The sequence below is a fragment of the Sporomusa sp. 246TCP1 genome (genome assembly GCF_057319775.1).
In genome coordinates this window covers 4254455-4278972 of sequence record NZ_CM170492.1, presented here as the reverse complement: position 1 = coordinate 4278972, position 24518 = coordinate 4254455, and the positions used below count along the sequence as shown (strand labels likewise).

General features: G+C 43.0%; 24 protein-coding genes and 2 pseudogenes. 19 read left to right on the top strand and 7 right to left on the bottom strand.

Going from position 1 to position 24518, the window contains the following annotated elements:
- Window positions 1-149 precede the first annotated feature (149 nt).
- Complete coding sequence (gene gvpA / locus AC1ECB_RS20220) at window positions 150-386, bottom strand: gas vesicle structural protein GvpA (protein ID WP_485665467.1); 237 nt, start codon at window positions 384-386, stop codon at window positions 150-152.
- An 858-nt stretch (window positions 387-1244) separates the two neighbouring features.
- Here gvpA (AC1ECB_RS20220) and gvpN point away from each other — a divergent pair.
- The 7 genes and pseudogenes from gvpN to AC1ECB_RS20185 all read left to right on the top strand — a co-directional run.
- A complete protein-coding gene (gene gvpN / locus AC1ECB_RS20215) occupies window positions 1245-2174 on the top strand; it encodes a gas vesicle protein GvpN (RefSeq protein WP_485665466.1) in 930 nt (309 codons plus the stop codon).
- Between the two features lie 6 nt (window positions 2175-2180).
- A complete protein-coding gene (locus tag AC1ECB_RS20210) occupies window positions 2181-2438 on the top strand; it encodes a hypothetical protein (protein ID WP_485665465.1) in 258 nt (85 codons plus the stop codon).
- Between the two features lie 71 nt (window positions 2439-2509).
- Window positions 2510-3568 (top strand): GvpL/GvpF family gas vesicle protein, encoded by a 1059-nt coding sequence (locus AC1ECB_RS20205; RefSeq protein WP_485665464.1) that lies wholly within the window; start codon window positions 2510-2512, stop codon window positions 3566-3568.
- Window positions 3569-3639: 71 nt separating this feature from the next.
- A complete protein-coding gene (locus AC1ECB_RS20200; RefSeq protein ID WP_485665463.1) occupies window positions 3640-3807 on the top strand; it encodes a GvpL/GvpF family gas vesicle protein in 168 nt (55 codons plus the stop codon).
- A 111-nt stretch (window positions 3808-3918) separates the two neighbouring features.
- Complete coding sequence (locus tag AC1ECB_RS20195; protein ID WP_485665462.1) at window positions 3919-4185, top strand: hypothetical protein; 267 nt, start codon at window positions 3919-3921, stop codon at window positions 4183-4185.
- Window positions 4186-4296: 111 nt separating this feature from the next.
- On the top strand, window positions 4297-4857 hold the full coding sequence (hsp20, locus tag AC1ECB_RS20190; protein ID WP_485665461.1) for an archaeal heat shock protein Hsp20: 561 nt from the start codon (window positions 4297-4299) through the stop codon (window positions 4855-4857).
- 224 nt (window positions 4858-5081) lie between these two features.
- Window positions 5082-5964: pseudogene (locus AC1ECB_RS20185) on the top strand (transposase); the annotation flags it as partial.
- A 724-nt stretch (window positions 5965-6688) separates the two neighbouring features.
- On the opposite strand, the gene AC1ECB_RS20180 reads toward AC1ECB_RS20185, so the two are convergent.
- The 5 genes from AC1ECB_RS20180 to gvpA (AC1ECB_RS20160) all read right to left on the bottom strand — a co-directional run bounded on the left by AC1ECB_RS20180 (window position 6689) and on the right by gvpA (AC1ECB_RS20160) (window position 9256).
- On the bottom strand, window positions 6689-7108 hold the full coding sequence (locus tag AC1ECB_RS20180) for a hypothetical protein (RefSeq protein WP_485665460.1): 420 nt from the start codon (window positions 7106-7108) through the stop codon (window positions 6689-6691).
- Between the two features lie 118 nt (window positions 7109-7226).
- On the bottom strand, window positions 7227-7745 hold the full coding sequence (locus tag AC1ECB_RS20175; protein ID WP_485665459.1) for a hypothetical protein: 519 nt from the start codon (window positions 7743-7745) through the stop codon (window positions 7227-7229).
- Window positions 7746-8061: 316 nt separating this feature from the next.
- The gene (gene gvpA / locus AC1ECB_RS20170) at window positions 8062-8298 is read right to left on the bottom strand and encodes a gas vesicle structural protein GvpA (RefSeq protein ID WP_485665458.1); all 237 of its coding nucleotides are present in this window, start codon (window positions 8296-8298) and stop codon (window positions 8062-8064) included.
- A 250-nt stretch (window positions 8299-8548) separates the two neighbouring features.
- Entirely contained in the window at window positions 8549-8785 is a 237-nt protein-coding gene (gvpA, locus tag AC1ECB_RS20165; RefSeq protein ID WP_485665458.1) for a gas vesicle structural protein GvpA, read from the bottom strand.
- 252 nt (window positions 8786-9037) lie between these two features.
- A complete protein-coding gene (gene gvpA / locus AC1ECB_RS20160; protein WP_485665457.1) occupies window positions 9038-9256 on the bottom strand; it encodes a gas vesicle structural protein GvpA in 219 nt (72 codons plus the stop codon).
- Between the two features lie 595 nt (window positions 9257-9851).
- On the opposite strand from gvpA (AC1ECB_RS20160), the pseudogene AC1ECB_RS20155 reads away from it, so the two are divergent.
- Window positions 9852-10005 (top strand): annotated as a pseudogene (locus AC1ECB_RS20155) (GDP-mannose 4,6-dehydratase); the annotation flags it as partial.
- 14 nt (window positions 10006-10019) lie between these two features.
- Here AC1ECB_RS20155 and AC1ECB_RS20150 read toward each other — a convergent pair.
- Window positions 10020-10901: a LysR family transcriptional regulator gene (locus tag AC1ECB_RS20150; protein WP_485665456.1), complete on the bottom strand. Its 882-nt coding sequence runs from the start codon at window positions 10899-10901 to the stop codon at window positions 10020-10022.
- A gap of 171 nt (window positions 10902-11072) precedes the next feature.
- Between AC1ECB_RS20150 and AC1ECB_RS20145 the strand changes: the two genes are divergently transcribed.
- The 11 genes from AC1ECB_RS20145 to mrdA all read left to right on the top strand — a co-directional run bounded on the left by AC1ECB_RS20145 (window position 11073) and on the right by mrdA (window position 24439).
- A complete protein-coding gene (locus AC1ECB_RS20145) occupies window positions 11073-12044 on the top strand; it encodes a DMT family transporter (RefSeq protein ID WP_485665455.1) in 972 nt (323 codons plus the stop codon).
- 221 nt (window positions 12045-12265) lie between these two features.
- Entirely contained in the window at window positions 12266-13279 is a 1014-nt protein-coding gene (locus AC1ECB_RS20140) for an ABC transporter substrate-binding protein (protein ID WP_485665454.1), read from the top strand.
- Window positions 13280-13357: 78 nt separating this feature from the next.
- The gene (locus AC1ECB_RS20135) at window positions 13358-14158 is read left to right on the top strand and encodes an ABC transporter permease (RefSeq protein ID WP_485665453.1); all 801 of its coding nucleotides are present in this window, start codon (window positions 13358-13360) and stop codon (window positions 14156-14158) included.
- A gap of 1 nt (window position 14159) precedes the next feature.
- Window positions 14160-14957 (top strand): ABC transporter ATP-binding protein, encoded by a 798-nt coding sequence (locus tag AC1ECB_RS20130; protein ID WP_485665452.1) that lies wholly within the window; start codon window positions 14160-14162, stop codon window positions 14955-14957.
- Window positions 14958-14973: 16 nt separating this feature from the next.
- Complete coding sequence (locus AC1ECB_RS20125) at window positions 14974-16146, top strand: pyridoxal phosphate-dependent aminotransferase (RefSeq protein WP_485665451.1); 1173 nt, start codon at window positions 14974-14976, stop codon at window positions 16144-16146.
- Between the two features lie 88 nt (window positions 16147-16234).
- Window positions 16235-17350: a glycosyl hydrolase family 18 protein gene (locus AC1ECB_RS20120; RefSeq protein ID WP_485665450.1), complete on the top strand. Its 1116-nt coding sequence runs from the start codon at window positions 16235-16237 to the stop codon at window positions 17348-17350.
- Window positions 17351-17541: 191 nt separating this feature from the next.
- A complete protein-coding gene (locus AC1ECB_RS20115; RefSeq protein ID WP_485665449.1) occupies window positions 17542-18930 on the top strand; it encodes an LCP family protein in 1389 nt (462 codons plus the stop codon).
- A gap of 213 nt (window positions 18931-19143) precedes the next feature.
- Window positions 19144-20049 carry a quinolinate synthase NadA gene (nadA, locus tag AC1ECB_RS20110; protein ID WP_485665448.1) on the top strand — a complete coding sequence of 302 codons (906 nt, stop codon included), beginning with the start codon at window positions 19144-19146 and terminating at the stop codon, window positions 20047-20049.
- Window positions 20046-21638, top strand: coding sequence for an L-aspartate oxidase (gene nadB, locus AC1ECB_RS20105; RefSeq protein ID WP_485665447.1), 1593 nt, complete (start codon window positions 20046-20048; stop codon window positions 21636-21638). The genes nadA and nadB overlap by 4 nt, the downstream gene beginning before the upstream one ends.
- The gene (gene nadC, locus AC1ECB_RS20100) at window positions 21635-22465 is read left to right on the top strand and encodes a carboxylating nicotinate-nucleotide diphosphorylase (protein ID WP_485665446.1); all 831 of its coding nucleotides are present in this window, start codon (window positions 21635-21637) and stop codon (window positions 22463-22465) included. The genes nadB and nadC overlap by 4 nt, the downstream gene beginning before the upstream one ends.
- A gap of 162 nt (window positions 22466-22627) precedes the next feature.
- Entirely contained in the window at window positions 22628-24439 is a 1812-nt protein-coding gene (gene mrdA / locus AC1ECB_RS20095) for a penicillin-binding protein 2 (protein ID WP_485665445.1), read from the top strand.
- The last annotated feature ends 79 nt before the right edge of the window (window positions 24440-24518 follow it).

Genomic DNA, 24518 nt, shown 5'->3' with positions numbered 1-24518 from the left:
GAGAATCAAAAACAGTTCTTTGGTATGACTTGCTGAGTATATGCGTGTGGGGAAAAATATGCGAGTTATCCATGCGGTAATGTTTTCTTTTTAGTGAGGGATACTCAGTTTTACCTCAATCAGTAAAAGTATTGACATTAAAAGTTGTTTTAAAAAGCACATTCATCATGCTGGTGATGAGAGTGAACATCTACGGTAAGACCGATTGCTTCAGCATATTTGAGGAAGGTTTCAACAGAAGCAATTACTACCCGTGCCTCAATAGCTAATAGTTCAATCCCAACGAGAGAAACACGAGCCCAGACGTCAACGACGATCCCTTTATCCAGGATGCGGTCAACGACTTCAACCAGACTGGAGGATGCCATTGCAGTTCTAACTGCCATTTTATCACCTCCTTTAAACTAGTAAAATGACAAGGTATGATGATGCTGTTGCTATATTACGGTAACTTTCACTGTATTATATGCTGGAAGTGTGGAAAGTGTCTTTACTACCGGCAAATGTATTTCTGGGATTTGTAGGATCTATAGTTGAACACAGAGCCTGATGTAGACAAGTTTAAAAGAAGCATCAATGAAGCAGGTACGGAGTATATCAATCATATGCTGCTGCTATATTACGGTAACTCTCACTGTATTATATGCCGGAGGTGTGGAAAGTGTCTTTACTACCGGCAAATGTATTTCTGGAATTTGTAGAATCTATAGTTGGAAACGCAGAGCTTGATGGTAAACAAGCTTAAAAGAAGCATCAATGAAGCAGGTACGGAGTATATCAATTATATGATGATGCCATATTACGGTAACTTTTACTGTATCATATGCCGGAGGTGTGGAAAGTGTCTTTACTACCGGCAAATGTATTTCTGGAATTTGTAGGATCTATAGTTGGAAACGCAGAGCTTGATAGTTGACAAGCTTAAAAGAAGCATCAATGAAGCAGGTACGGAGTATATTAGAAAGAAAGTTCTCAATCAAGTCTTTCTGAAGGTTAGCGGGCTTCGCCAGGATAACTCCTTTTCTAGCCTGTTTTTCTCCAATAGTCTATCTGTATTATACGCCGCAGGAAACGGATTAATGGATAATTTAGTAAAAAGTGGAATTTAGGAACAAATTTGATAACCCGTCATATCATGTTAGCAAAGAGAGCTTAACACAAGTGGAGGCGCTTTTAGAGTGAAGAGTAAAATTATGTAAAAATTAAAAGGTAATTTACATTTAGTAGAGAGGGGTGATTTTTTGATGATTATTAAAGAGGCTTCCAATTTTCACATACCTGCTGCTCAGTCGGATTTTATCGAAAGTGATTATATAAATGGCATTACTAACCGGGCGTTAGCCTATATCAAAGCAGGTTTTGCCGTTCACTTGCGTGGCTGCTCCGGTACCGGGAAAACATCATTGGCTATGCATATATCTGGGAAATTGGGAAGGCCGGTAATGCTTATTCATGGTGACGATGAACTCAGCACGTCTGATCTGATTGGCGGCAGGTGTGGTTTTCGTGTGCGCAAGGTAATGGATAATTTTATACAATCCGTACTCAAAACCGAAGAAGATATGCTTCAACGCTGGATAGATAGCCGGTTAACAGTAGCCTGCAAGTACGGATATACCTTGATTTACGATGAATTTACCCGTTCACGGCCTGAAGCGAATAACATACTTTTGCCGGTTTTACAGGAGCAGATTTTGGATCTCCCCATTATTCGTAGTGAAAACGAACACTACATGAAAGTACATCCACAGTTCACAGCGATCTTTACTAGTAATCCGGAAGAATACGCAGGGGTTTATCGCAGTCAGGATGCCTTGCGGGACCGCATGATTACAATTGATCTAGACTATTTCGACAAGGAAACGGAAGTGTTTATTACACAGAGTAAGTCCGGTTTATCGTTAGACGATGCCAAACGCATCGTAAATATCGTACGTGATCTTCGGGCTACAGGAAAATGCGAATTTGCGCCTACTGTACGTGGATGCATTATGATCGCCAAGTCCATTAATGTCCTGGGCATACCGGTGGACGCCCAGAATGACATGTTTTGCCAGATATGTACGGAGGTTCTTGGTTCGGAAATTACCAGATCCTGCAATATTGACAGTCAAAGACCACTAAAAGATCACATCTATACATTAATTCAAACCTATTGCCGAAAAGGAGAATGAATAGTTATGAAATCTCTTTCGGAAATAAAAGGTATGCGTTGTATTCCAACATCAATAGTCCGTAAAATTACCAGCATGCCCCGAATGGAAAATACTCGCAAAGATTATTTAGAACTATATGTATTGGCTAAGGAAAAGAGTCGGATGGAACAGGAACTGAGAATGCTGGATGAGAAACGAAATAATCTCTTGAAAAACTCAAATTTTATCAAAAGCAAAATGGTGAAATACCAAGAATTGGTAAACCACAGCATAAAAAATTAGTGTATGTTATCAACTATTACTACTCCAAACTACAAATTAAATTCTAAAGAAAAGAAAGAGAGGGGCGAATTTTGCAAAATCAAGTGTATTTATACGGTTTGCTAGGAAGAAATGATCATAACAAGCCTTTTACCAGTGTGGAAATTGATGGGGAAAAGGAGCCGGTCATAGGTTTTTGGTACAAAAACATAGGATTTGCGATTAGTCGGGCGCCAACCTATTCATTTGACGAATTGACCCGGGAAGAGTTGGTGGATTGGTTTATTAAGCACCTCAACGTTATTGAAATAATACATCGGAATTATCCGCTTGTACCAGTGAAACTGGGAACTGTTATCAATGATATAGAAACAGTTCAGCAGGTGCTCGCGCAGAACGAATGTCAGTTTAATCAATTGCTGGACAGTATGGCTGGAAACAACGAGTGGGACTTGACTGTTTCTTGGTGTGATTTACCAAAAGTTTTAGCAGTGGTTAGTGAAGAAGAAACAATCAAGAATTATAAAGAACACCTTGTGACTACAGGACAAGTCAGTCAGCAAGATCTAATTAAAGTTGGTGAAATGATTAGCAGGGCACTTGCTCGTCAAAAAAAGAATATAGGGAGTAGAATACCGGCTGAATTAGCCCCGCTTCTTACTGAATATTATATAAATGAAGTAGCTGGCGATAATATAGTTCTTAGTCTGGCTATGCTGGTAAAGTCCGGACAGGAGGAAGCAGTTAAGACAAAATTAGCAGCTTTAGATAATACTTTGCTGCAAAACTATGGTATAGAGCTGGATTTTCAACTGGTTGGTCCGTTGCCGCCAAAGAGCTTTACAACGATAGAGATCAAAAAAATTACCGGAGGACAATTAGAGACTGCCCAAAAATTCCTGGGACTTCCTGTTGGTGCTAGTTTAAAGCAAATCAAGGACGCTAAAAGGGTACATTTGCGCATAAGTCATCCTGACATAAGTATTTCAGGAGAAAACGAATTGGCGCAAAACGAACAAGTTCAGAAAATTGTCGCTACCACTGGAATGCTTGAAGAGTATTGCCGTCATTATGGTTATTGTTCGCTGCCGGAAAACCCGGACGATAGCTATATTCTCAGGATTATTACGCCGGATAAAAGGCAATCGTAGTGGAGGAAATGAGTACAGTTAACGACACGAGCAAATTTATTGTATCATAGAGAGCGCCGAGCCATTTTCTTTTGCTGCCAGTACGTTTTGGTACGGTGACTGAAACCGAAAGTGATATCATAAATTTTCTTTTAGAGTCCAGATACAAGGAATTGAAAGCGTTACTTAATCATATGAATGATAAAAACCAATATGGCCTACGAGTTTTATGGTCAGATAAAAAACAGGTGTTTACCTAACTATAATTTCGTAGAAATTATAGTTAGCCTAAAGTAAGAGCAGGAACTGATGAAAAAATTGCCTGTAATGAGGCGTCGGAGAGAGAGGAAAAAGAGGAGGGGTAAGAAGGAATGGGAGGGATAAGTGAAGCAAAAGAAGTTATCGTTAGCTTTTTTCACAATGAGTTTAAATTACCTAAAGAGGCGATCCAGGTAGTTGGATTGAGTAAAAAAGGCGAGGAATGGTGGGGGACAGTGATCATGACTCAATGTAACCAATACCTTAGGATGTTAGGGTATCCCCCGGTATTTGATAAAAACACATATACCATCGTCCTGGATATGGAGATGAATATTCTTTTATATAATCTAGGTGAGTTAGACAAAGAGGTAGATTAAAAGAGGAATTGCTTGCAATGGGCTACCCGTGGTGCGGATGGATAAGCGCCTGGGCATTGCAAGCTTTGTCTGTGCGTTGATGGTACATAGTGAGAGTGGAGGGACAAGAAAATGCGTGAGCGTAAAAATCAGAAAGATAATGATTCTCAAGATAAACTGGGTTTTTCGATAAACTTAGGCGGTATGCAGGGTATTTTTCAGGGATTATCCAATCTGATTCAGACGCTTGACCAGATGGACAGGAGTGGCCAAAACGAAATTTCCCGGACGGGAAACATAAAGGGCTTGAGCAAGGAGGGATTAAAAGGCGTCTATGGTTTTAGTATTAAACTGGGAGGGTGTGGTTCGCCTGTAGTTGAAAAGTTCGGTAATATTCGAGAAAGTGATGACGGCCCAGTAATTGAAGAGGTCCGGGAGCCGATCACTGATTTATTTGTAGAAGAGACGCATGTGCTTGTAGTGGCTGAATTGCCTGGCGTAACTGAAGGCGAAATTATCGTAGAGTTGAAGGATGATGTTTTGCTAATCAGCGCTATGTCCCCGGTTGTGCCTGGACGGAAATATGCAAAAGAAGTGCTGTTAAGTGTTCCTGTTAAGGCGGATTCTTTAGTAAAACATTATAACAACGGCATTTTAGAAGTCAGACTGGAGCGGGTGAAAGAACCACAATAGACCAGCTAATTAAAGTCAAGAGAAAGTTGCAAAAAACTCAAACAAAGGTGGAGATTAACAAAGGGCACAGCAAAGCTGACATTATAGCCGAATAAAAGACGGGGCTGTCTCAATAAAAATTGAAGCGGTCCTTAAGGTTCTTAGGAAAAATACAAGAGGCAGGTTCCAAGGAACCTGCCTTTCGGTGTAAAATACCGGGAGTGTAAAATTAAGTGTGTAAGTTCGAAGAGATGCAAGATGCATTAAAAGATATTTTTGGCTCCATGTTTGAAACTATGCTGCAAGGCGAAATGAACAGCCACCTAGGTTATAAAAATAATGAAAAGGCAGAAAAGTCAAGTGAAAATCGACGTAATGGTTATTTGAGTAAAACAGTTAAAACTGCTTATGGCAATATTCCGATAAAGGTTCCTCGAGACCGTGACGCTAGCTTTGAGCCGCAGCTAATTCATAAACGGCAAAGGGATATTTCCGGTATAGAGGAGAAGGTTTTATCCATGTATGCCAAAGGTATGAGCCAACGGGATATCGCCTCTACTATCGAAGACATATATGGGTTTGAAATGTCTCACGAAACGATTTCTGAAATTACGGATCACGTTCTTGAACAGCTAGAAGATTGGCAAAATCGGCCTTTGAAAAATTTTTATACTTTTGTTTTCGTAGACTGCATGTATACAACCATCGTTCCCAGCAAGGACTATAAGGGCCTTTACCGCTAACCTGAAGAAACTCTATGGTGCACCCAGTTTAAAAGCGGATCAGATGGAATTTGGGAAGTTTAAACAAACCTGGTCAAATTATTCAAGAGCCATTAATGTTTGGGAAAGAAACTGGGCCCATGTAGAGCAACTCTTTCAATACGGAAGCGCAGTAAGAAAGATTATGTATACCACCAATGCTATAGAAAGCATAAATTCCAGTTTTCGAAAAGTGACAAAAAAAGGGGCGTTTCCTAATGAAAACGCACTACTAAAACTGCTTTATTTACGAATAACCGAGCTATATAAAAAACGGAATTATCGTCCAGTTCCTAATTGGGCAATGGTACGCAACCAGTTAGATATGGACACCAATATGCAGGCCCGAATACGGAAATATCAATAAAATTTTTAAGCAAACTTACACACTTTACTTGACAAGCCCTAAATGCCTTTTTTCGGCCAGTTTCTTTTTACTCCTCACTCCATGACTGATCTGCAAAAATGCTATTTTTTAAAAAACATGAGAAATGGCTGCCTCTCATAGGTTCAAAAAAACTATTCTGAGACAGCCCCGTTTCAGGACTGATGGACATGGATTTTTTAGGCTTTATCAGATTCGGCTCTGCAGGGTTCTATTTCTTCGACGGTCAGAGATACAAGACCGTCGGCGGCTGTTGGAGTTCCGATCGCAGTGGAAACAGTATCTGCTATATTTTGCGGTGCTTGCAAAGTGATATTGGTCGCACGCAGTTCAAAATAGGCGTGCCGTCTCTTACTATCTGGAATTGCGTTTTAAGAAGCGCAAACCCAAAGGGGGAAAACTTCGCAGTAAGCGGCTATGCAATTGTCGTGCCCAAGGTGTAGAGGCTTGTAACCACAAACGTTACTTTTCCCAGCCTGACTGCGACTCAGGCTGGGATAGTTCCCGGGAGTGGTTTTTTAATGGCTATCATCTCTATGTGCTTACCGCTAAATGGCGCTGTCCTTTAATAAAAGGAACTAACTGTTCCTGCTCTTTTCCTTGTTCTAACTCCAAGTATGGACGTACATTTCATACTTTTTTGAAGGATAATCCCCGTTTATTTATTAAAATTCAACGCGGTTCGCAAGAGTGGAATTTGGCAGGTTTAACTTTTTACAAAAAATTTTGCAATTCCAAGGCATTTTATAGGCTCACATTCACGACATTCAATGGCGAATTTTTTCAAACAATTACTGGAAAATAGTTTTGATTGGCCGGGAAGAACCGTATCAGTTACAGGGGGGGCGCATCCGGCTTCTGCAAGCAGAACTTTCATGGTACAACGCCCCTTGTTGTTTATCCATAAAAAAACATCTACATCATCTGTAGCTTGCCAATATACTCTTGGCTGAGTATCACAAGGTTGATCAATTATTATTGGCGGTAATTCAAAGAAGCATGAATCGCATGCTTGGGGATGGACACAAATGGATGATTTGCCGTATCCTGCTTCGGTACGGGCTTTAACAAGATCAGATGGAGAAATATTTTTATCAGAAGTAGCTTTTTTTTCAGTTTCAGACATATATATACCTCCCTAGTATAATAGTATTAGATCCACCGGATAGCGTAATTTCCAGTAAGGAAAGAGCACTCAGGGGGACCGGTTCTCAAAATCAAATGAATAGAGATTATATTCCATATTAAAAACTTAGATCAAATAATTCATAGAGATATTCTTGAGTGCACCGGCGTCGTTCTAGTTCTTGGGCTTTGAGATTTTTGACAAAGCCGGCAAGAAATTTACGCTGCTTTGGTATAATTTCCTGACGTTCTATTTGAAATGAATCCAACAAGTTAGTTGTTTCCTGACGCACATTATTAACTGAGGCCATTGTTTTTTCACGTAAAGCGTGACTTGTTTCAGCATGAGTGATTTGGAATTGTTTAAGAAAATCGTGTATTAGTGCTTTTCTTTCTGTAATTTCTTCTAACGCCTGCTGTTTTCGAATAACTTCTGCATCATAACATTCTTGCTGAAATTTGCTGAGCTTTTCAGCTTGTTCATGGCTCATGTACTGAAAGTGTTCAGCACATGAATTGAGGAAATTTTTTGCGATTGAAACTGTAGCCTGGCGTTCGGTTATTCGGTTTTGTCTATCAAGTACAGCTTGTTGCCTTCTTTGAGCTTCATTTTCCAGACGACATTTCCTGCTACCCATAAAAATCACCACCTTTCGTTTAAACTTTCTCCTCTGTGGAGGGTGTTTAAAAGGTTTTTCTGTATTCATGTTAAGAAGGATTACTTCATCATACTTGCAGGAAGGTTTCTTCAGTATAGGCTGATATCACAGCGCCAGGTGTAATTCATTACAGCTGGCGTTGTGACCAGTGGATTGAATAACGCTCTAAAAGCGGCTTTCAATCCTTACTGTACTGTAAACAGCCAATGTGCTACGATTAATAAACACATATGTTGAAAGTAAATATTAGGATATCGAAAATCAAAGTATTAATTATGGAACGGGAAGAGTTGTTTTAAAAAGCACATTCATCATGCTGGTGCTGGGAGTGAACATCTACGGTAAGACCGATTGCTTCAGCATATTTGAGGAAGGTTTCAACAGAAGCAATTACTACCCGCGCCTCAATAGCTAATAGTTCAATCCCAACGAGAGAAACACGAGCCCAGACGTCAACAACGATCCCTTTATCCAGGATGCGGTCAACGACTTCAACCAGACTGGAGGAAGCCATTGCAGTTCTAACTGCCATTTTTTTCATCTCCTTTGATATCCTAAGATCGGTAGTATAGGCTTATATCACATCGTCAGCGGTAATTAATTAGATCACAGTTGGCGATTGCCCCAATGTAGTGAGAACCCCAAAGTCCTTTGGTATGATTTGCTGTAGTATATGCATGTAGGGAAAAATGTGCGAGTTATCTATGTGGTAATGTTTTCTTTTTAGTGAGGGATATTCAGTTTTACCTCAATTAGTAAAAGTATTCACGGAAAAAGTTATTTTAAAAAGCACATTCATCATGCTGGTGCTGGGAGTGAACATCTACGGTAAGACCGATTGCTTCAGCATATTTGAGGAAGGTTTCAACAGAAGCAATTACTACCCGCGCCTCAATAGCTAATAGTTCAATCCCAACGAGAGAAACACGAGCCCAGACGTCAACAACGATCCCTTTATCCAGGATGCGGTCAACGACTTCAACCAGGCTGGAGGATGCCATTGCTGTTCTAACGGCCATTTTTTTCATCTCCTTTGATATCCTAAGATAGGTAATATAGGCATATATCATATCGTCAGCGGTAATTAATTAGATTACAGTTGGCGATTGCCCCAATGTAGTGAGAACCAAAAACAGTTCTTTGGTATGACTTGCTGTAGTATATGCATGTAGGGAAAAATGTGCGAGTTATCTATGTGGTAATGTTTTCTTTTTAGTGAGGGATACTCAGTTTTATCTCAATTAGTAAAAGTATTCACGGAAAAAGTTATTTTAAAAAGCACATTCATCATGCTGGTGCTGGGAGTGAACATCTACGGTAAGACCGATTGCTTCAGCATATTTGAGGAAGGTTTCAACAGAAGCAATTACTACCCGCGCCTCAATAGCTAATAGTTCAATCCCAACGAGAGAAACACGAGCCCAGACGTCAACAACGATCCCTTTATCCAGGATGCGGTCAACGACTTCAACCAGACTGGAGGATGCCATTGCTGTTCTAACGATTTTATCACCTCTCTTAAACTAGTAAAATGACAAGGTATGATGATGTTGCTGCTATATTACGGTAACTTTCACTGTATTATATGCCGGAGGTGTGGGAAGTGTCTTTACTACCGGCAAATGTATTTCTGGAATTTGAAGGATCTATAGTTGGAAACGCAGGCAGGAAATAATACGAATGCTGCTGGGTTTAAATAATTTAAAATAAGTTCACATAACAAGGGGCTGTCTCAATAAAAATTTGAGGCGGCCCTATTTTTTGAGAAAAATGCGAGAGGCAGGTTCTCAGAACCTGCCTCTCAGTGTAAAAATTAAACATACTTATAGATAAGCCGGTGCCTACTAGGCCCGGCTTTGGATACGAGTCAAGACTCCCGCCTCTATAGGCGGCGTTAATTCAGGTGGAGTAGACTCTCCACCTGAATCCCCAATGTATCAGCTATGCTGAAATGAGTTCACTTTCTCACTTTTTGCCGACGGCTGAATACTATAAGATGTGTAATTGGTAGCGTCGAACTGGGAGGGGAAATGATGAAAAGAGCGCTCATTTCCGGTATTAGCGGCCAGGATGGGGCCTATCTTGGATTATGTACAGGTTATGTGGCTGATGTTGCAGCAAGAAACACCGGATGATTATGTTGTTGCCACCGGGGAAACTCGTTCTGTGCGTGAATTTGTTGAGGCTGCCTTTCAGAGCATAGGTATCTATTATCTGGAGTGGCAGCGGACTAGAGGAAGTTGATTATGAGATCTAAAGCTCAGTGTAAGCTTCTTTGAACATTTCAAGGAAATGGGAGGCCGCTGTAGACAGAGTGTGTTTTTTTAGCCAGATGATAGCAGCCGTTGTTATGAGTGCGGGACTGGTTATATTTTGTATCAGCAACGGCGAGTCCTGGAGAAGATTGATAGTTGTGTCAGGTACAATAGCAATACCCAGTCCCAGCTTAGCCCAAATGAGTAAGGACGTATTGTCATCACTGGTGCAAAGAACATTTGGTTCAAAACCAGCCTGCCGGCAATAGTCGATAATTATTGTTTCATAGCGCCGGTGAATTAATAAAGGATTGTTTTTGATTTTAACAAAAGATAAAGGCTCTTTGTCTCCAATTGTAACAGCATCAGGCAGGGCAACTATTACCATATTTTCCTTTGGTAAGGTTAGATAGTTATATAAGGAAGTGTTAATGGGAAGACGTACTAACCCAATTTCGATAATGCCGGTATTTAGTAATTCTAATATACGCCGTGAATCTCCCAGACGTAAGTCAAAGGAAATTTTTGGATAGATCTGATGAAATTTTTGAATAAATTCGGGTATTAGTGTTCTGCCGGAGGATGTGATGGTACCGATTGTCAGCTTGCCGCTTATGCCATTGGCCACTTCCTGTATCTCACCAATGGTGGTGGTAATTAGTTCTATGATTTGTTCGGCTCTATTTTGTAATATACGCCCTGCTTCTGTTAAGTTAATATGTTTTTTTGTTCTTTCAATTAGTTGCACGCCCAATTCTTTTTCCAGCAGGATAATTTGCTGGCTTAAGGGTGGTTGGGTGATATGCAGTCGGGTGGCCGCTTTGGTAATCTGTCCGGCTTCTGCAATCGCAAGAAAGTATTTTAGTTGGCGAATATCCATGTTGACGACTCCTTCAATCCTGCAAGTATTCGAATATCGAATGCAAAATAGTCTTAACAGATATTTTAACTATGTTTCGTATTTTGTTATAATCATACTTGACATACGGCATGGTGTCAAAGTTGTTTAGTAAGCGAATATGGGCAATCACTAAAAAAGGAAATGATAACTGTGAAAAAAGCTTACATATATATTATGCTAGCGGCTGTTATTTTCAGCACCATGGAGATAGCCGGTAAAACTGTGGCGGCTGATATTAATCCCTTTCAACTGAATTTTATCAGATTCTTGATCGGGGGAGTAATATTGCTGCCGGCATCAATTCAAGCGATAAAAGGGAAAAATATTGAGTTAAATAGAAATGATTATTTATATTTTTTAGTAACTGGATTTTTGGGTATCGTCATCAGCATGTCTTTTTTTCAATTTGCTATCCTTTATACGATGGCTTCGACGGTGGCTATCATATTTAGTGCCAACCCTACATTTACAACGCCGATTGCGTATTTTTTATTAAATGAAAAGATCAATAAAAAGGTAATGCTATCCCTGGCAGTTAGCTTGTTGGGTGTGCTCTTTATTTTAAATCCCTTTGGGATACATACGGATATGAAAGGCATCATTTTAGCCATATTATCGGCCATAACCTTTGCGCTCTATAGTGTTGTTAGTAAAAAGAGAGTAGCAAGGTATGGCAGTATTGTGATCAATTGTTTTTCCTTTCTGGCAGGTGATATAATTTTATTGGCCTTGATGCTGATTTCACATTTACCTTTGTTTGAAACCTATCAAAAAGGAAATATTACCCCGCTTTTAGTCGACATTCCGATAATTTCCGGGATTAATTATAGCAATATTGCTGTTCTGATTTATCTTGGCGTTGTTGTAAGTGGCTTGGGCTTTCTGTTTTACTTCATGGCTATGGAGAAAAGTTCCGCTGCTGTCGCGTCTATCGTATTCTTTATAAAGCCAGCCCTGGCGCCGCTATTTTGTCTCCTTATTTTACGGGAAGCTCTTACTACGTACACTATTATAGGAATCATACTAATTTTGGCAGGCGCATATATTATGATGTTAAGCAATAACGATCATAAACAAGGCGCTTATTTGGCAGGCAGCTATTTCTTGGGCAAGGCGAAATGAAACTGAAATTTATGTTTTGTGCTAGTCACGGTGTGGCGTTACCTCGCTATAATGAATCGTTTTTCTAAGGGAAAATAGAGAATATAGGTACTCGCAAAGAGTACCTATATTTTTTTTGGCTTTTCTTTAATGGGGAAAAGGATAAAAGAAATTTTGCTCGAATATGTGATAGATAAAACTTTATAAGGGGTATCTTAGTTAATGTTTTGGAGGGATTTTTCGTGAAAAAGAAACTGGTATCCATGCTGCTTCTCGCAGCTATGTTAGCAATGGTTGTTGCTGGCTGTGGCGGTAATAAATCCGCAGAAAAAGTGTCCCAGGGCGGAGAGAAAAAGCCGATTGTTATTGCGTATACTCCCTGGACCGGTTATGGTGCTCTGTTCGTAGCCAAAGAAAAGGGCATGTTTAAAAATAGGGGCGTTGAAGTAGAGTTGCAATCCATCGAAGGTGTCGGTGACCGGAAACAGGCACTAGTAGCCGGCAAAATCCAGGCTATGGCGGCCTCACTTGATGTATCGGTTTCGGCGGCTGGGGAGGGTGTCCCCATGAAATTCATCTGGGCCTTTGATTCTTCTAACGGTGCAGATGGCTTGATTGTGAAAAAAAGCAAAGGTATTGAAAAAATTGCCGATCTCAAAGGCAAAGAAATTGCCTTTCACCGTGGTTCGGCTTCCCATTTTCTCTTGTCTACCCTGCTGGAGCAAAATGGCTTAACCGATAGCGATGTTAAAGCTGTAGATATGAAAGCCAGTGAAGCGGCGTCGGCCTTTATGGCTGGCAAAGTGGATGCTGCTATTACCTGGGAACCGCACCTGGGTAAAGCAAAGGCAGCCGGTGAAACCGTGTTGGCTACAACCAAAGATACGCCTGGTCTGATTGCTGACATACTGGCCGTCCGTGAAGACCTGGCGGCTAACAATCCTGAAACAGTACAAGCCATTGTGGCTGCGCTGGCTGAAGCCACAGATTATATGAATAATAATCCGGAAGATACCAACAAAATTTTGGCAGATGCTTTCAAGATGAAACCAGAAGAGGTAGCTGCGGATATTCAAACTGTAAAATTTTATGACCTGAAAGAAAATCTTGAGTTTTATGGCACCAAAGAAAAACCAGGCGCTATCTATGATGTCGGTAAGCGGGCCGGTGAATTCTATGTAAAACTTAAGCTGTTATCACAGGCACCTGATTTGAACAAATATATTGACAGTACTTTTATTACCAAAGTCAAGTAGGATACTAGCGAAGGTTTAAGGCCGCGCTAGAGGCGTCAGCGCTTCTACGCGGCCTTTACAAATTAAGGAGGATGAACTATGGTCAAATGCAAACTTTTAACACCAAAAGCAGATATTCCTGCGCCTTTATATATTGCCTTGAGCGCATTGACCTTTGCTTTGCTCGCTGCCATCTGGTCGGCGCTTACATATAGCGACTTGATTCCCCCCATGTTTTTACCGTCACCGGATAAGGTGGTAAAAGACGGGGTTGTCTTATTTTCTGAATTCGATTTAATGAATGATATTTGGGCCAGTGTGTTCAGGGTAACTGTTGGCTTTTTGCTGGCTGCCGTGATTGCTGTACCCCTGGGGATTATGATGGGCAGTCTCAAGGTCTGTGAGGCATTGGCCGAGCCAATGCTTAGCTTTATTCGCTATATGCCAGCCTCGGCCTTTATTCCGCTGTTTATTCTGTGGCTGGGTATTGGTGAGAGTGAAAAAATCGCCGTCATATTTTTTGGTACCTTCTTTCCCTTGGCACTTATGATTATGGATGTGACCAAAAATGTCGCTCATGACCTGATTGATACTGCTTATACCCTGGGCGTTTCCCGCTGGGGCGTTTTTCGTCGGATTATTTTGCCGGCAAGTATGCCGGGTATTGTGGACACGTTGCGAATTGCTTTTGGCTGGGCGTGGACATATCTGGTTGTAGCGGAGATTGTGGCTGCCGGTTCCGGCCTGGGATTTATGATTATGCAGGCCCAACGGTTTTTGAAAACAGGCAATATTATTGTTGGTATTATTGTAATTGGTGTTATTGGCATTGTTATTGATATTGTATTCAAATGGTTATATGCCAGGATGTTCCCCTGGATGGGAAAAGGAGGACGGTAGCATGACAAGAATGACGCAAGATAAAGTAATCATTGATGGTGTAAGCAAAATATTTACGGGCAAAGAGCGTCAGGTTATTGCCTTGGCCGAGGCCAGTTTTACCGTCAAGCCCAGTGAGTTTGTTACCATACTCGGTCCCTCAGGCTGCGGCAAATCGACTATTTTGAAAATTGTTGCTGGTCTGGAAGAACCGACCTCAGGCCGGGTACTCCTTGACGGACGGGAAATAACCGGCCCAGGGAGTGACCGGGGCATGGTATTCCAGACCTATACTTTGTTTCCGTGGTTGACTGTGCGGGAAAACATTGAATTTGGGCTGGAGGTTGCTGGCAAAAGTAGACAAGAGCGCACCGAGGTTTCCGATCATTATATTGAAAAGATTGGCCTCAGAGGTTTTGAGACCTTTTTTCCCCGTGACTTGTCAGGAGGTATGAAGCAACGGGTGGCTATTGCCCGGGCTTTGGCCAATGATCCCGAAGTGCTGCTAATGGATGAGCCATTCGGGGCCCTTGATGCCCAGACACGGACAGTTATGCAGGAATTGCTCTTAAGTGTGTGGGATGAGTCCCATAAGACCATTCTTTTCGTTACTCATGATGTTGATGAAGCCGTCTTTCTTGGCGACACCATCTATGTAATGACAGCCCGACCAGGGACGATCAAGGCAAAAATCAATGTGGAGCTGCCTAATGAACGTACCTTTGATCTAAAACTTACTGATGACTTTATTCGCATTAAAAAGGAAGTCATGGGGCTTATCAGGGAAGAAGCGTGGAAAGCCGCTAATACCAATACGTAAATCACGGAGGTCAGCTATGAAAAAATTATCCCAAATTACCGAAACTTTTTCCGAATCAGTCATTCGGGAAATGACTCGCATCTGTGATGAAGCAGGTGGCTATAACTTGTCGCAGGGCTTTCCCGATTTTGAAAGTCCTAAAGCTATTCAGGAAGCGGCCATCCGTGCCATCCAGGCGGGATTTAACCAGTACCCGGTAACCTTTGGTGAGCCTGAGCTCAGAGAGGCCATTAGCCGAAAGGTTCGTGAGTACAATCACATCGAATGCAACCCTAAGACCGATATTACCGTCACCTGTGGTGCCACTGAAGCCATGATTGCCACGTTGAAGGCTCTTATTAACCCTGGCGACGAAATCATTATTTTTGAGCCGTTTTATGAAAATTACGGCCCGGATTCTATTTTGTCAGGAGCTACGCCACGCTATGTAACATTGTATGGACCTGACTGGCACTATTTGGCAGCAGAGTTGGCAGCTGCTTTCAATGAAAAGACGAAAGCCATCATCATTAATACGCCCAATAATCCGACAGGCAAGGTATTTAGCAAGGAAGAGCTTGCGGAAATTGCTGCTCTGTGTATCAAATGGGATACCTATGCTGTCGCTGATGAAATCTATGAGCATATTCTCTACGACGGTGCTAGGCATGTATCAATTGCCTCTCTGTCAGGTATGGCTGAGCGGACAATCACTATTAATTCCATTTCCAAGACCTATTCGGTCACTGGTTGGCGGGTGGGTTGGGCTATCGCCGCGCCGGAAATTACTAAGCGCATCCGTAAGGTGCATGATTTTTTTACTGTCGGAGCACCCACGCCACTTCAACATGCTGCTGCTGAGGCTATGACCTATGGGCCGGAATACTATGAGGGATTAAAAAATCATTATGGCGAAGCCCGCGATTTTGTTCTGGACGCATTGCGACAAGCCGGGTTTAAATGCGAGTTGCCCCAAGGCGCATATTATGTACTTACTGATGCCAGTAATATTATGGCGGGTTTAGGAATAACCGATGATACTGCCTTTAGCCGCAAACTGATTGAATTGACAGGCGTGGCTACTGTGCCAGGTTCCTCGTTTTATGCGGATAAAACCAAAGGCAGCCGCCAAGTCCGGTTTTGTTTCTGTAAAAAATGGGAAACCTTAAAACATGTTGCCCAGGTGTTAACGACCAAGCTGCCCAAGTAACTGGACATAGACAAAAAATTGCCAGGCATAAGAACTGTCACCCAGCCAATACTATTATTGATGCAAATCAACAATAGTAACGGAAAGGGTGACAGTTTTGCGTGTTAATACATACTACAAGGTAATCACAAGTGTTCTTCTCATTCTCTTTGTTATTGCTGCTGTTGTTGTCGGTGGTTGCAGTACGGCTAACAAACCGGCTCCTAAGCTGCTGCCTGGTGATCAGGCTAATCAAATGAGTCCTGGCGCGCCAGGCAATGTTGTCATGCCGGCGCGGATGGTTATTGGTTATTATGAAAATCCTTGGCCGGGAACACCGGATCAAACAGGCTCATTTCCCAGTATGAAAGCCCATGCCAAGAGCATGTCGGCAGTCGGCCCTTTCTGGTATAGAGCTACCACTGACGGTACGCTGGAAGCCAAGGATAGCCAGTTGGTTTATGACACAGCTCGTCAACTGGGTCTTAAAATGTACCCGCTGGTAACAAATAAAACCGGATCAACTGATGTAATCCTGGGAGATCCGGCCATCCGTACCAAGGTAACAGACAGTATTATTAAGATGGTTCAGGAAAAAGGCTATGATGGCATTAATATCGATTTTGAGCTACTGCCACCAAAACATAAGGACAACCTGACAGCCTTCATGGCCGAACTTTACCCCAAGATGAAGGCTATCAACAAAACGGTCATTATTTCCGTGTTTCCCCGGGTGGACGTGGCGGAAGACGTATCAGGTGCCTATGACTATCCGCAGCTAGCCGCTAATGCCGATTTTCTGCAGATCATGACCTATGACAACCACTGGGCTACCTCTGAGCCAGGTCCCATCGCACCAGTCGACTGGTTTGATAAAAATATCAAGTATGCTATCGAGAAATGTGGCGGACCGCATAAGGTTATTATCGGGGTCAGCGCCTATGGTTATGATTGGGTAGGCAAAAAGGGTGAAACCATAAAATATGTTGATGCCATTGTCTTAGCGGAAAAGAACGGCGCAAAAATAAATTATGATGACAAAGCACAGGCCCCATGGTTTAAATACAAGGACCATGAAGTCTGGTTTGAGAATAACAAAAGTACAGCCGCTAAACTGGATATTGTGGCCAAATATAACCCGGCCGGCATTGCTATCTGGCGCTTAGGCCAGGAGCAGCCTGAAATATGGGGAACTATCGACAAAAAGTTTCCTAAAGGACAGTAATGGGTTTTAGCCCAGCCATGGGTTACAAATAAAAAAGATATACCTGTAACAACAAAGCGATTAAAAAAATCCTTGACCTGAAACTACATTTTTTGCTATACTTTAGAATAAGCCCCCAGTGCTAGGGGGCTTATCTTGTTGTGTGATTAAAGTAAAATGTTGTAAAAGGATGAGGAAAGGGTGATTGTGTCATGGCATCACGCCTCGAAAAACGGATTACGGATCAGCGTAAAACCCGGCGCAACCGGTTTTTACTTATATTAACCTGTTTTCTTTTATTTGTTAGTGTAGCAGGTGCCACTTATTATTGGGCAACTGGCGGCACATTTGAAAAAGCCCGGCGGGTTGGCGCCGATGTTGTCGGGTTGCCGCACAAGGTTAATATTTTGGTAATGGGTGTTGATGAACGCAGTGATGATGTTGGCCGTTCCGATACTATGATGGTTGTTACAGTAGATACTTCGACAAAACAAGTGTCTTTACTGTCAGTACCGCGTGATACCAGGGTCAAGATTCCCGGCAACGGCTGGGATAAAATTAACCATGCCTATGCCTACGGCGGTCATAAACTATCGCAGAAGGCTGTCGAGGATTTGCTGGGTATTCCGATGGATTACTATGTGCTTATTAACTTTGCTGCCTTCAATAAAATTGTCGATGCTGTCGGTGGCGTGACTATTAATGTCGAAAAACGCATGTATTATGAAGACCCCTATGACAACTTGGTGATTGATCTGCAACCTGGCGAGCAAAAACTGGATGGACGTACAGCCATTAAATATGTGCGTTACCGGGATGAAGAAGGCGATATTGGCCGGATTGCCCGTCAACAAAAATTCCTCAAAGCCTTGCTTGACGAAGTGACCAGTCCATTTATCTTGCCCCGGGTACCAAGCATCATCCGGGAGGTAAATGCCGCGGTTACGACTGATATGACAACCGCTGATATGATTAAGCTGGCTAAACTGTTAAATGATGCTGGCAAGACTGGACTGAAGGCAGCTATGGTGCCAGGGAAACCGGCATATATTGATGATGTTAGTTATTGGCTGCCTGACATAACCGAACTGCGAGCCTATGTAGCCGCATCGCAGGGCGTTACAACAAATGATAAGTATTTCGCCGAGGTGCGTACTACGGCAATTCAATATGAGCGTTCTATTCCGAAAGAAATGAAAATTGTTGAGTTGCCTAAGAAACCGGTTGAAACTAAGGACACTCAAAAACCTGCTGTAACTGACTCCAAGGCACCAAATAAGCCGTCGACCACAGACAAGGCGAAAGTGCCTGAAAGCAAGGCGGTAGCTGCCAGCGGTAAGCTGCAGTTTGAGGTAATTAATGCCAGCGGTATTAATGGCGCTGGTGAGAAAATGGCAGCTACTCTCAGAGGTCAGGGCTATAATGTTGTTAGTGTGTCTGGTTCTGGTTCTGGCAATAAAAACACCCTGGTTGTTGCCAATAGCAATGAAGCTAGCGGTAAGTTAACAGGTTTGCCTTTCAATTATGCGCTGCAGATTAATAATGATAGCAGCCGGGCGAATGTGGTGCAGGTAATAGTCGGGAAAGACTATGTGAATTAACTGGAAATCGGGTGACTAAGGTTGTCTCGCCACTAGTCAGGTATATGCTTTAGCATATGCCTGACTATTTTTTTGCCAAATAGCGCGGGCGTTTATCACTAGAGTAAGTCTTGACAACTGTATTGACAGTTGTCTTGTCATAGAGATAGAATAGGTATATGAGTAATGGTAATCATAATACCTATGGAACTTTTTTTAGGAGGAACAAATACCTTGACAGAGCTAAAAGAAGAAATAGAGAATCTAAAACGAAAACGAAATGCTCTTATCCTGGCGCATAACTATCAACTGGACGAAGTGCAAGAGGTTGCGGATTATGTTGGTGACTCCTTCTATTTGAGTAAAGTCGCAGCCAAAATAGAGAGTGATGGTATTGTTTTTTGCGGTGTTCGCTTTATGGCTGAGACAGCAAAGATACTCTCGCCTGATAAGGTTGTATTATTGCCGGAGATTGATGCGGGTTGTCCATTGGCTGATACTATTACCGCTGAGAATGTGAGAGAGCTTAAGTCTCAGCATCCGGGTGTGCCGGTTGTTTGCTATGTCAATTCATCGGTGGAAGTAAAGGCGGAAAGTGATATATGTTGCACATCTGCAAATGCAGTTAAGGTTGTAGCATCACTGCCTGGTTCGAAAGTGATTTTTATTCCTGATGAAAACTTAGGCGATTATATAGCAAAACAATTGCCGGACAAAGAACTGATTTTGTGGCAAGGGTGTTGTGTCACCCATGCAAAGGTAAAGACTGAAAATGTAACCCAGGTAAGGCAGCGATATCCTGAAGCCAAGGTTCTGATTCATCCGGAGTGTATACCGGCTGTGGTAAAATTGGCTGATTTTGTGGGCAGTACGTCGGAGATTATTCGCTATGTCGAAAATTCACCGGCAGAGGTCTTTGTTATTGGAACAGAAGTAGGTGTTTTGTGTAAATTAAGAGCTGTTTGCCCGGAAAAACAGTTTATTTTGCTTCATTCTGGCCTGGTATGTCCGAATATGAAGAAGACAAGACAGCAGAGTATTTATGATGCTTTATTAAATAACCGTTACGAAATTAATGTGGACGAGACAGTTGCGGAAAAAGCGCGACATACGCTCACCCTCATGCTGGAGTTGGCATGAGGTCAGAACGGGGCTATCTTACTTCAAAACACAATGAGCTCATATGCGCAAGTAAAGAGTATGATGTTATCATTGTCGGCGCAGGTATTGCCGGCATGTCTGCGGCTTTATTATTAGATTCCAGATTAAAAGTGGCTATTGTAAGCAAGGAACCACTTGCGGAATGCAGTACATATAAAGCGCAGGGTGGTATGTCCGTAGCGGTAGGGCCGGATGATAAGATAGAGGAACATATTGCGGACACGTTACGAGTCGGACAAGGGATTTGCCGGGAGGAAGCGGTAAAGGTTTTGACATCTGAGGGGCCTGAGGCTTTGGATTTTCTGATATCTCTGGGAGCTAGTTTTTCCCATAATGAAAAAGGCTTGCTGTTAACCAGGGAGGCTGGACACTCCCGCAACCGGGTAGTACATTACTATGACTATACCGGGAAATACATTGCGGAGTTATTAGCAAGTAAAGTTAACGCCTCTACGAACATCGACCGCTTGGATTCATGTTTTTTGGTGGATATTTTAACAGATCAGGAGAGGTGCTGTGGTTGTGTGGTTGTTCTGGCCGGTAAACTCGTTTATTTCCGGTCTGCGGTCGTTGTTGTTGCCACAGGTGGATATAGCGGTTTGTATGCTCGTTCTACCAATGCAATCTCGTCAAATGGTGATGGTGTGGCGGCAGCCTATCGGGCCGGAGCTGTTATTGCTGATATGGAGTTTGTTCAGTTTCATCCGACAGCGTTTACCACAAAATCCGGCAGGGTATTTTTGTTAACAGAGGCACTGCGGGGTGAGGGTGCCATGTTGTTAAACGCAGCAGGGCAAAGATTCATGTCAACCTATCATCCCGCAGGAGAACTGGCTCCGCGGGATGAAGTGTCGCGGGCTATGCTGCAGGAGGCAGGCAAACAAGGGGGCAAGCCGATTGGTTTGGATGCCAGACATCTTGGCAAAGAATACTTAATGGACCGGTTCCGGCAAGTGTATGCCGAGCTTGCGCAAAATAATTATTTTATGGAACAAGATATTATCCCTATTGCACCGGCGGCACATTATACCATTGGGGGGATTAAGACCGATCTTTGGGGTAAAACCAATGTAGTTTGTTTATATGCATGTGGCGAAGCTGCCGCGACAGGGGTTCATGGTGCCAACCGGCTTGCCAGCAATTCGCTGCTTGAAGGGATTGTGTTTGGCCGCCGGGTTGCTGCAAGCATCAATGATAATTTCCCTGCCAAAAGAATGAATTCTGTGCAGTTGACTTGTACTACGGGAGATATCGGCAATTACAATGGCGTAAGTGCACTGCGGACGAAATTAGAGCTTGCTGCCGGAGTGGTACGCCAGGGGAAAGGGTTGGAGGCTGCATTACAGTGGGTACGTGACAGTAAGAAAAGTTCGGTGATTCCCCTTGATGACATGCAAAGCTATTCTGCCGGTAATGCTTATCAGCTAGCTGCGTTATTGCTGGAAGCAGCGTTACTGAGGACAGAAAGCAGAGGATGTCACTACCGGATGGATTTCCCGGAGAAAAATGATCAAGATTTACAGAAACATATTTTACAACAATGGGGAAGGAAGACGGTTATACAATGAACAAGCTGGCATTGGAAGAACTGTTGCGACAGGCATTAATCGAGGATATCGGGTATGGGGATGTAACAAGTGAGGCGATTTTTTCAGAAGAGCATGTATCGCAGGGGTATCTTGTTGCTAAACAAGATATGGTTTTGGCAGGAATGCCGGTTTTTTCACGGGTATTTGCCCTGCTTGATGAAAGAGTGAAAGTTATGCCCCAATACGTTGATGGTGATTGGGTGCAACAGGGGGAAAAGTTTGCGCAGTTACAAGGTCCAACCCGGGCATTATTGGCCGGGGAGCGGGTAGCCTTAAATTTCTTACAACACCTGACAGGGATAGCCACTACTGCGAGGCAATATGTTGAGGCCTGCGGGGATCAAAATACATTAATTGCCGACACTCGCAAAACTACACCAGGGTTGCGCATGCTGGAAAAATATGCTGTAACTATCGGGGGTGGTACAAATCACCGTTATGGTCTGGATTCAATGGTATTAATTAAGGATAATCATAGTAAAGCCGCAGGTGGTATTTTGGTAGCTGTGCAAAAGGTGCGTAATAGGATGTCGCCATATATTAAGGTGGAAGTAGAGGTTGAAGATTTAAATCAGGTCCATGAAGCATTGCTTGCAGGTGTCGATGTTATTATGCTTGATAACATGCCGCTGCCGATGATCGAAGAGGCTGTAAAGCTCATTAACCGTCAGGCATTAATTGAGGTATCCGGCAATATTACCGGGGAACGAATAGCTGAATTGGCGGCAAAGGGAGTAGACATTATTTCCAGTGGAGCGCTTACCCACTCTGTAAAAGCTGCGGATATTAGTATGAGATTAGAGTGAATATTCCATTGACTCAATGTAAGAAAAAGAACCGCGTCAGCGGTTTTTTTATTTTCCTACAATAGCCCGCCATGGCTAAGGATTGGCGAAAGCTGTGTTTTCTTTAGCTATTTATGGGATACTATGTAGTAAATTTGTCATTGAGGAAAAGGTGACAGCCATATGTGGGAAAGAAACCGGCGCATTAGGATATTAGCCATGATTGTCATTGGTATAATCGGTGTACTTACTTTTCGATTAGTATGGATGCAACTGTTTCAGGGTGCCCAATATAAGAAAATAGCGGAACAGAACCGTACCAGACAGATTAATGCACTGGCACCGCGCGGCACAGTGTATGACAGAAATGGTGCAGTCATTGTGACCAATAGACCAAGTTTTGCTGTATCTATTATTCCTAACGAATATAACAATTCACAAGAGAATACATTGTTACTGGCTGCTATTACCGGAGTAGCTGCAGAGGAGATTCGGCAATTGCTGCAGAGCAGTGTGGATTTTCCTTATACGCCGGTACCTATCAAACGGGACGCCGATGCGGCAACGATTGCAAAAGTCGAGGAGCGTCAGTCTTATCTGCCAGGCGTAGTCATTGAGGCCATGCCTGTCAGACACTATATGTATAATGAACTGGCGGCCCATGTGCTGGGCTATATTGGTTATATTAATCAGCAAGAATATGCAGAGCGTAAAAAGCAAGGTTATCATCCGAATGATCTAATTGGAAAAGACGGCTTGGAGGGGGAATGGGAATCTATTCTGAGGGGTACAGACGGTGCCCGGCAGATTGAGGTCAATGCTGTGGGGGAAGAAGTACAGCCAATGGGTGATCGTCCGGCAATACCGGGGCAAGGGCTAGGGCTAACCATTGACGGCAATTTGCAAAAGGCAGCAGAAGAGGCTCTGACAGCGCAAGTGGCAGAAAGCCGGAAAATAGGTGCACCAGCAAAAGGCGGAGCCGTTGTGGTACTTGATGTCAAAACAGGCGGCGTATTAGTTATGGCCAGTAACCCAGCCTTTGACCCCAATCGATTTGCCGGTGGTATTAGTAGTAAAGAATGGAACCAACTTATCAACAATCCCAACAATCCTCTCACTAACCGCGCTATCCAAAACATCTATCCACCGGCCTCGGTATTCAAAATTATTACAGCTGCGGCCGCGCTGGAGACGAATGCAACAACAACCCAGGAGATATTTGATGATAAAGGGGTATATGTCCTAAACGGCTGGAGCTTTTATGGCTGGAATACCAAGGGATTGGGGAAATTGAATATTGTCGATGGTTTGGCCTGGTCAAGTGATCCCGTATTTTATGAATTAGGCAACCGCCTGGGGGTGGATACGTTAGCCTCCTATGCACTGACCTTTGGTTATGGACAAACCACAGGCATTAAGCTCGCAGGTGAAGAAAAGGGGCTGGTTCCAACTGCTGAGTGGAAGCAGACTAATTACGGTGAAGTCTGGTATCCGGGCGAAACTCTGATTGCTGCGATCGGTCAGGGCTATTATCTGGCAACCCCCTTGCAACAAGCCATGCTGGCCATGACAGTTGCCACTGGCGGTATTATATACAAGCCGATGCTGGTAGACAAAGTACTGACAATAGAAGGAAATATTGCCCAAAAAATTGAGCCTGAGGTTATTAGGAACGTGTATCTCAGGCCTGAGGTGTGGGAGACGATTCGGCAGGGTATGCTGGCAGTTACAACTAAGGGTACAGGAGCTTCAGTTTTTAGCGGTTTCCCCAAAACGGTGGCCGGGAAATCCGGCTCAGCCGAAACCGGACGCGGTACTACTCATTCCTGGTTTGTTTGTTATGCACCGGCAGAAAATCCTGAGATTGCCATGTCAGTTTTTGTTGAAGATGGTGGCGAAGGCTCAATGGCAGCTGCGCCGGTCACCCGCCGCATATTGGAAGCTTATTTTGCTTTACCCGTCAAACCGCTGCCGCCAGCAACGAGAACTGATTAAAGTGAATATTTAAACTATTGGCTTGATAAAGGAAAATTACCTTTTGACAGCGAAATGTGGTAAAATATTTGTATGTTAC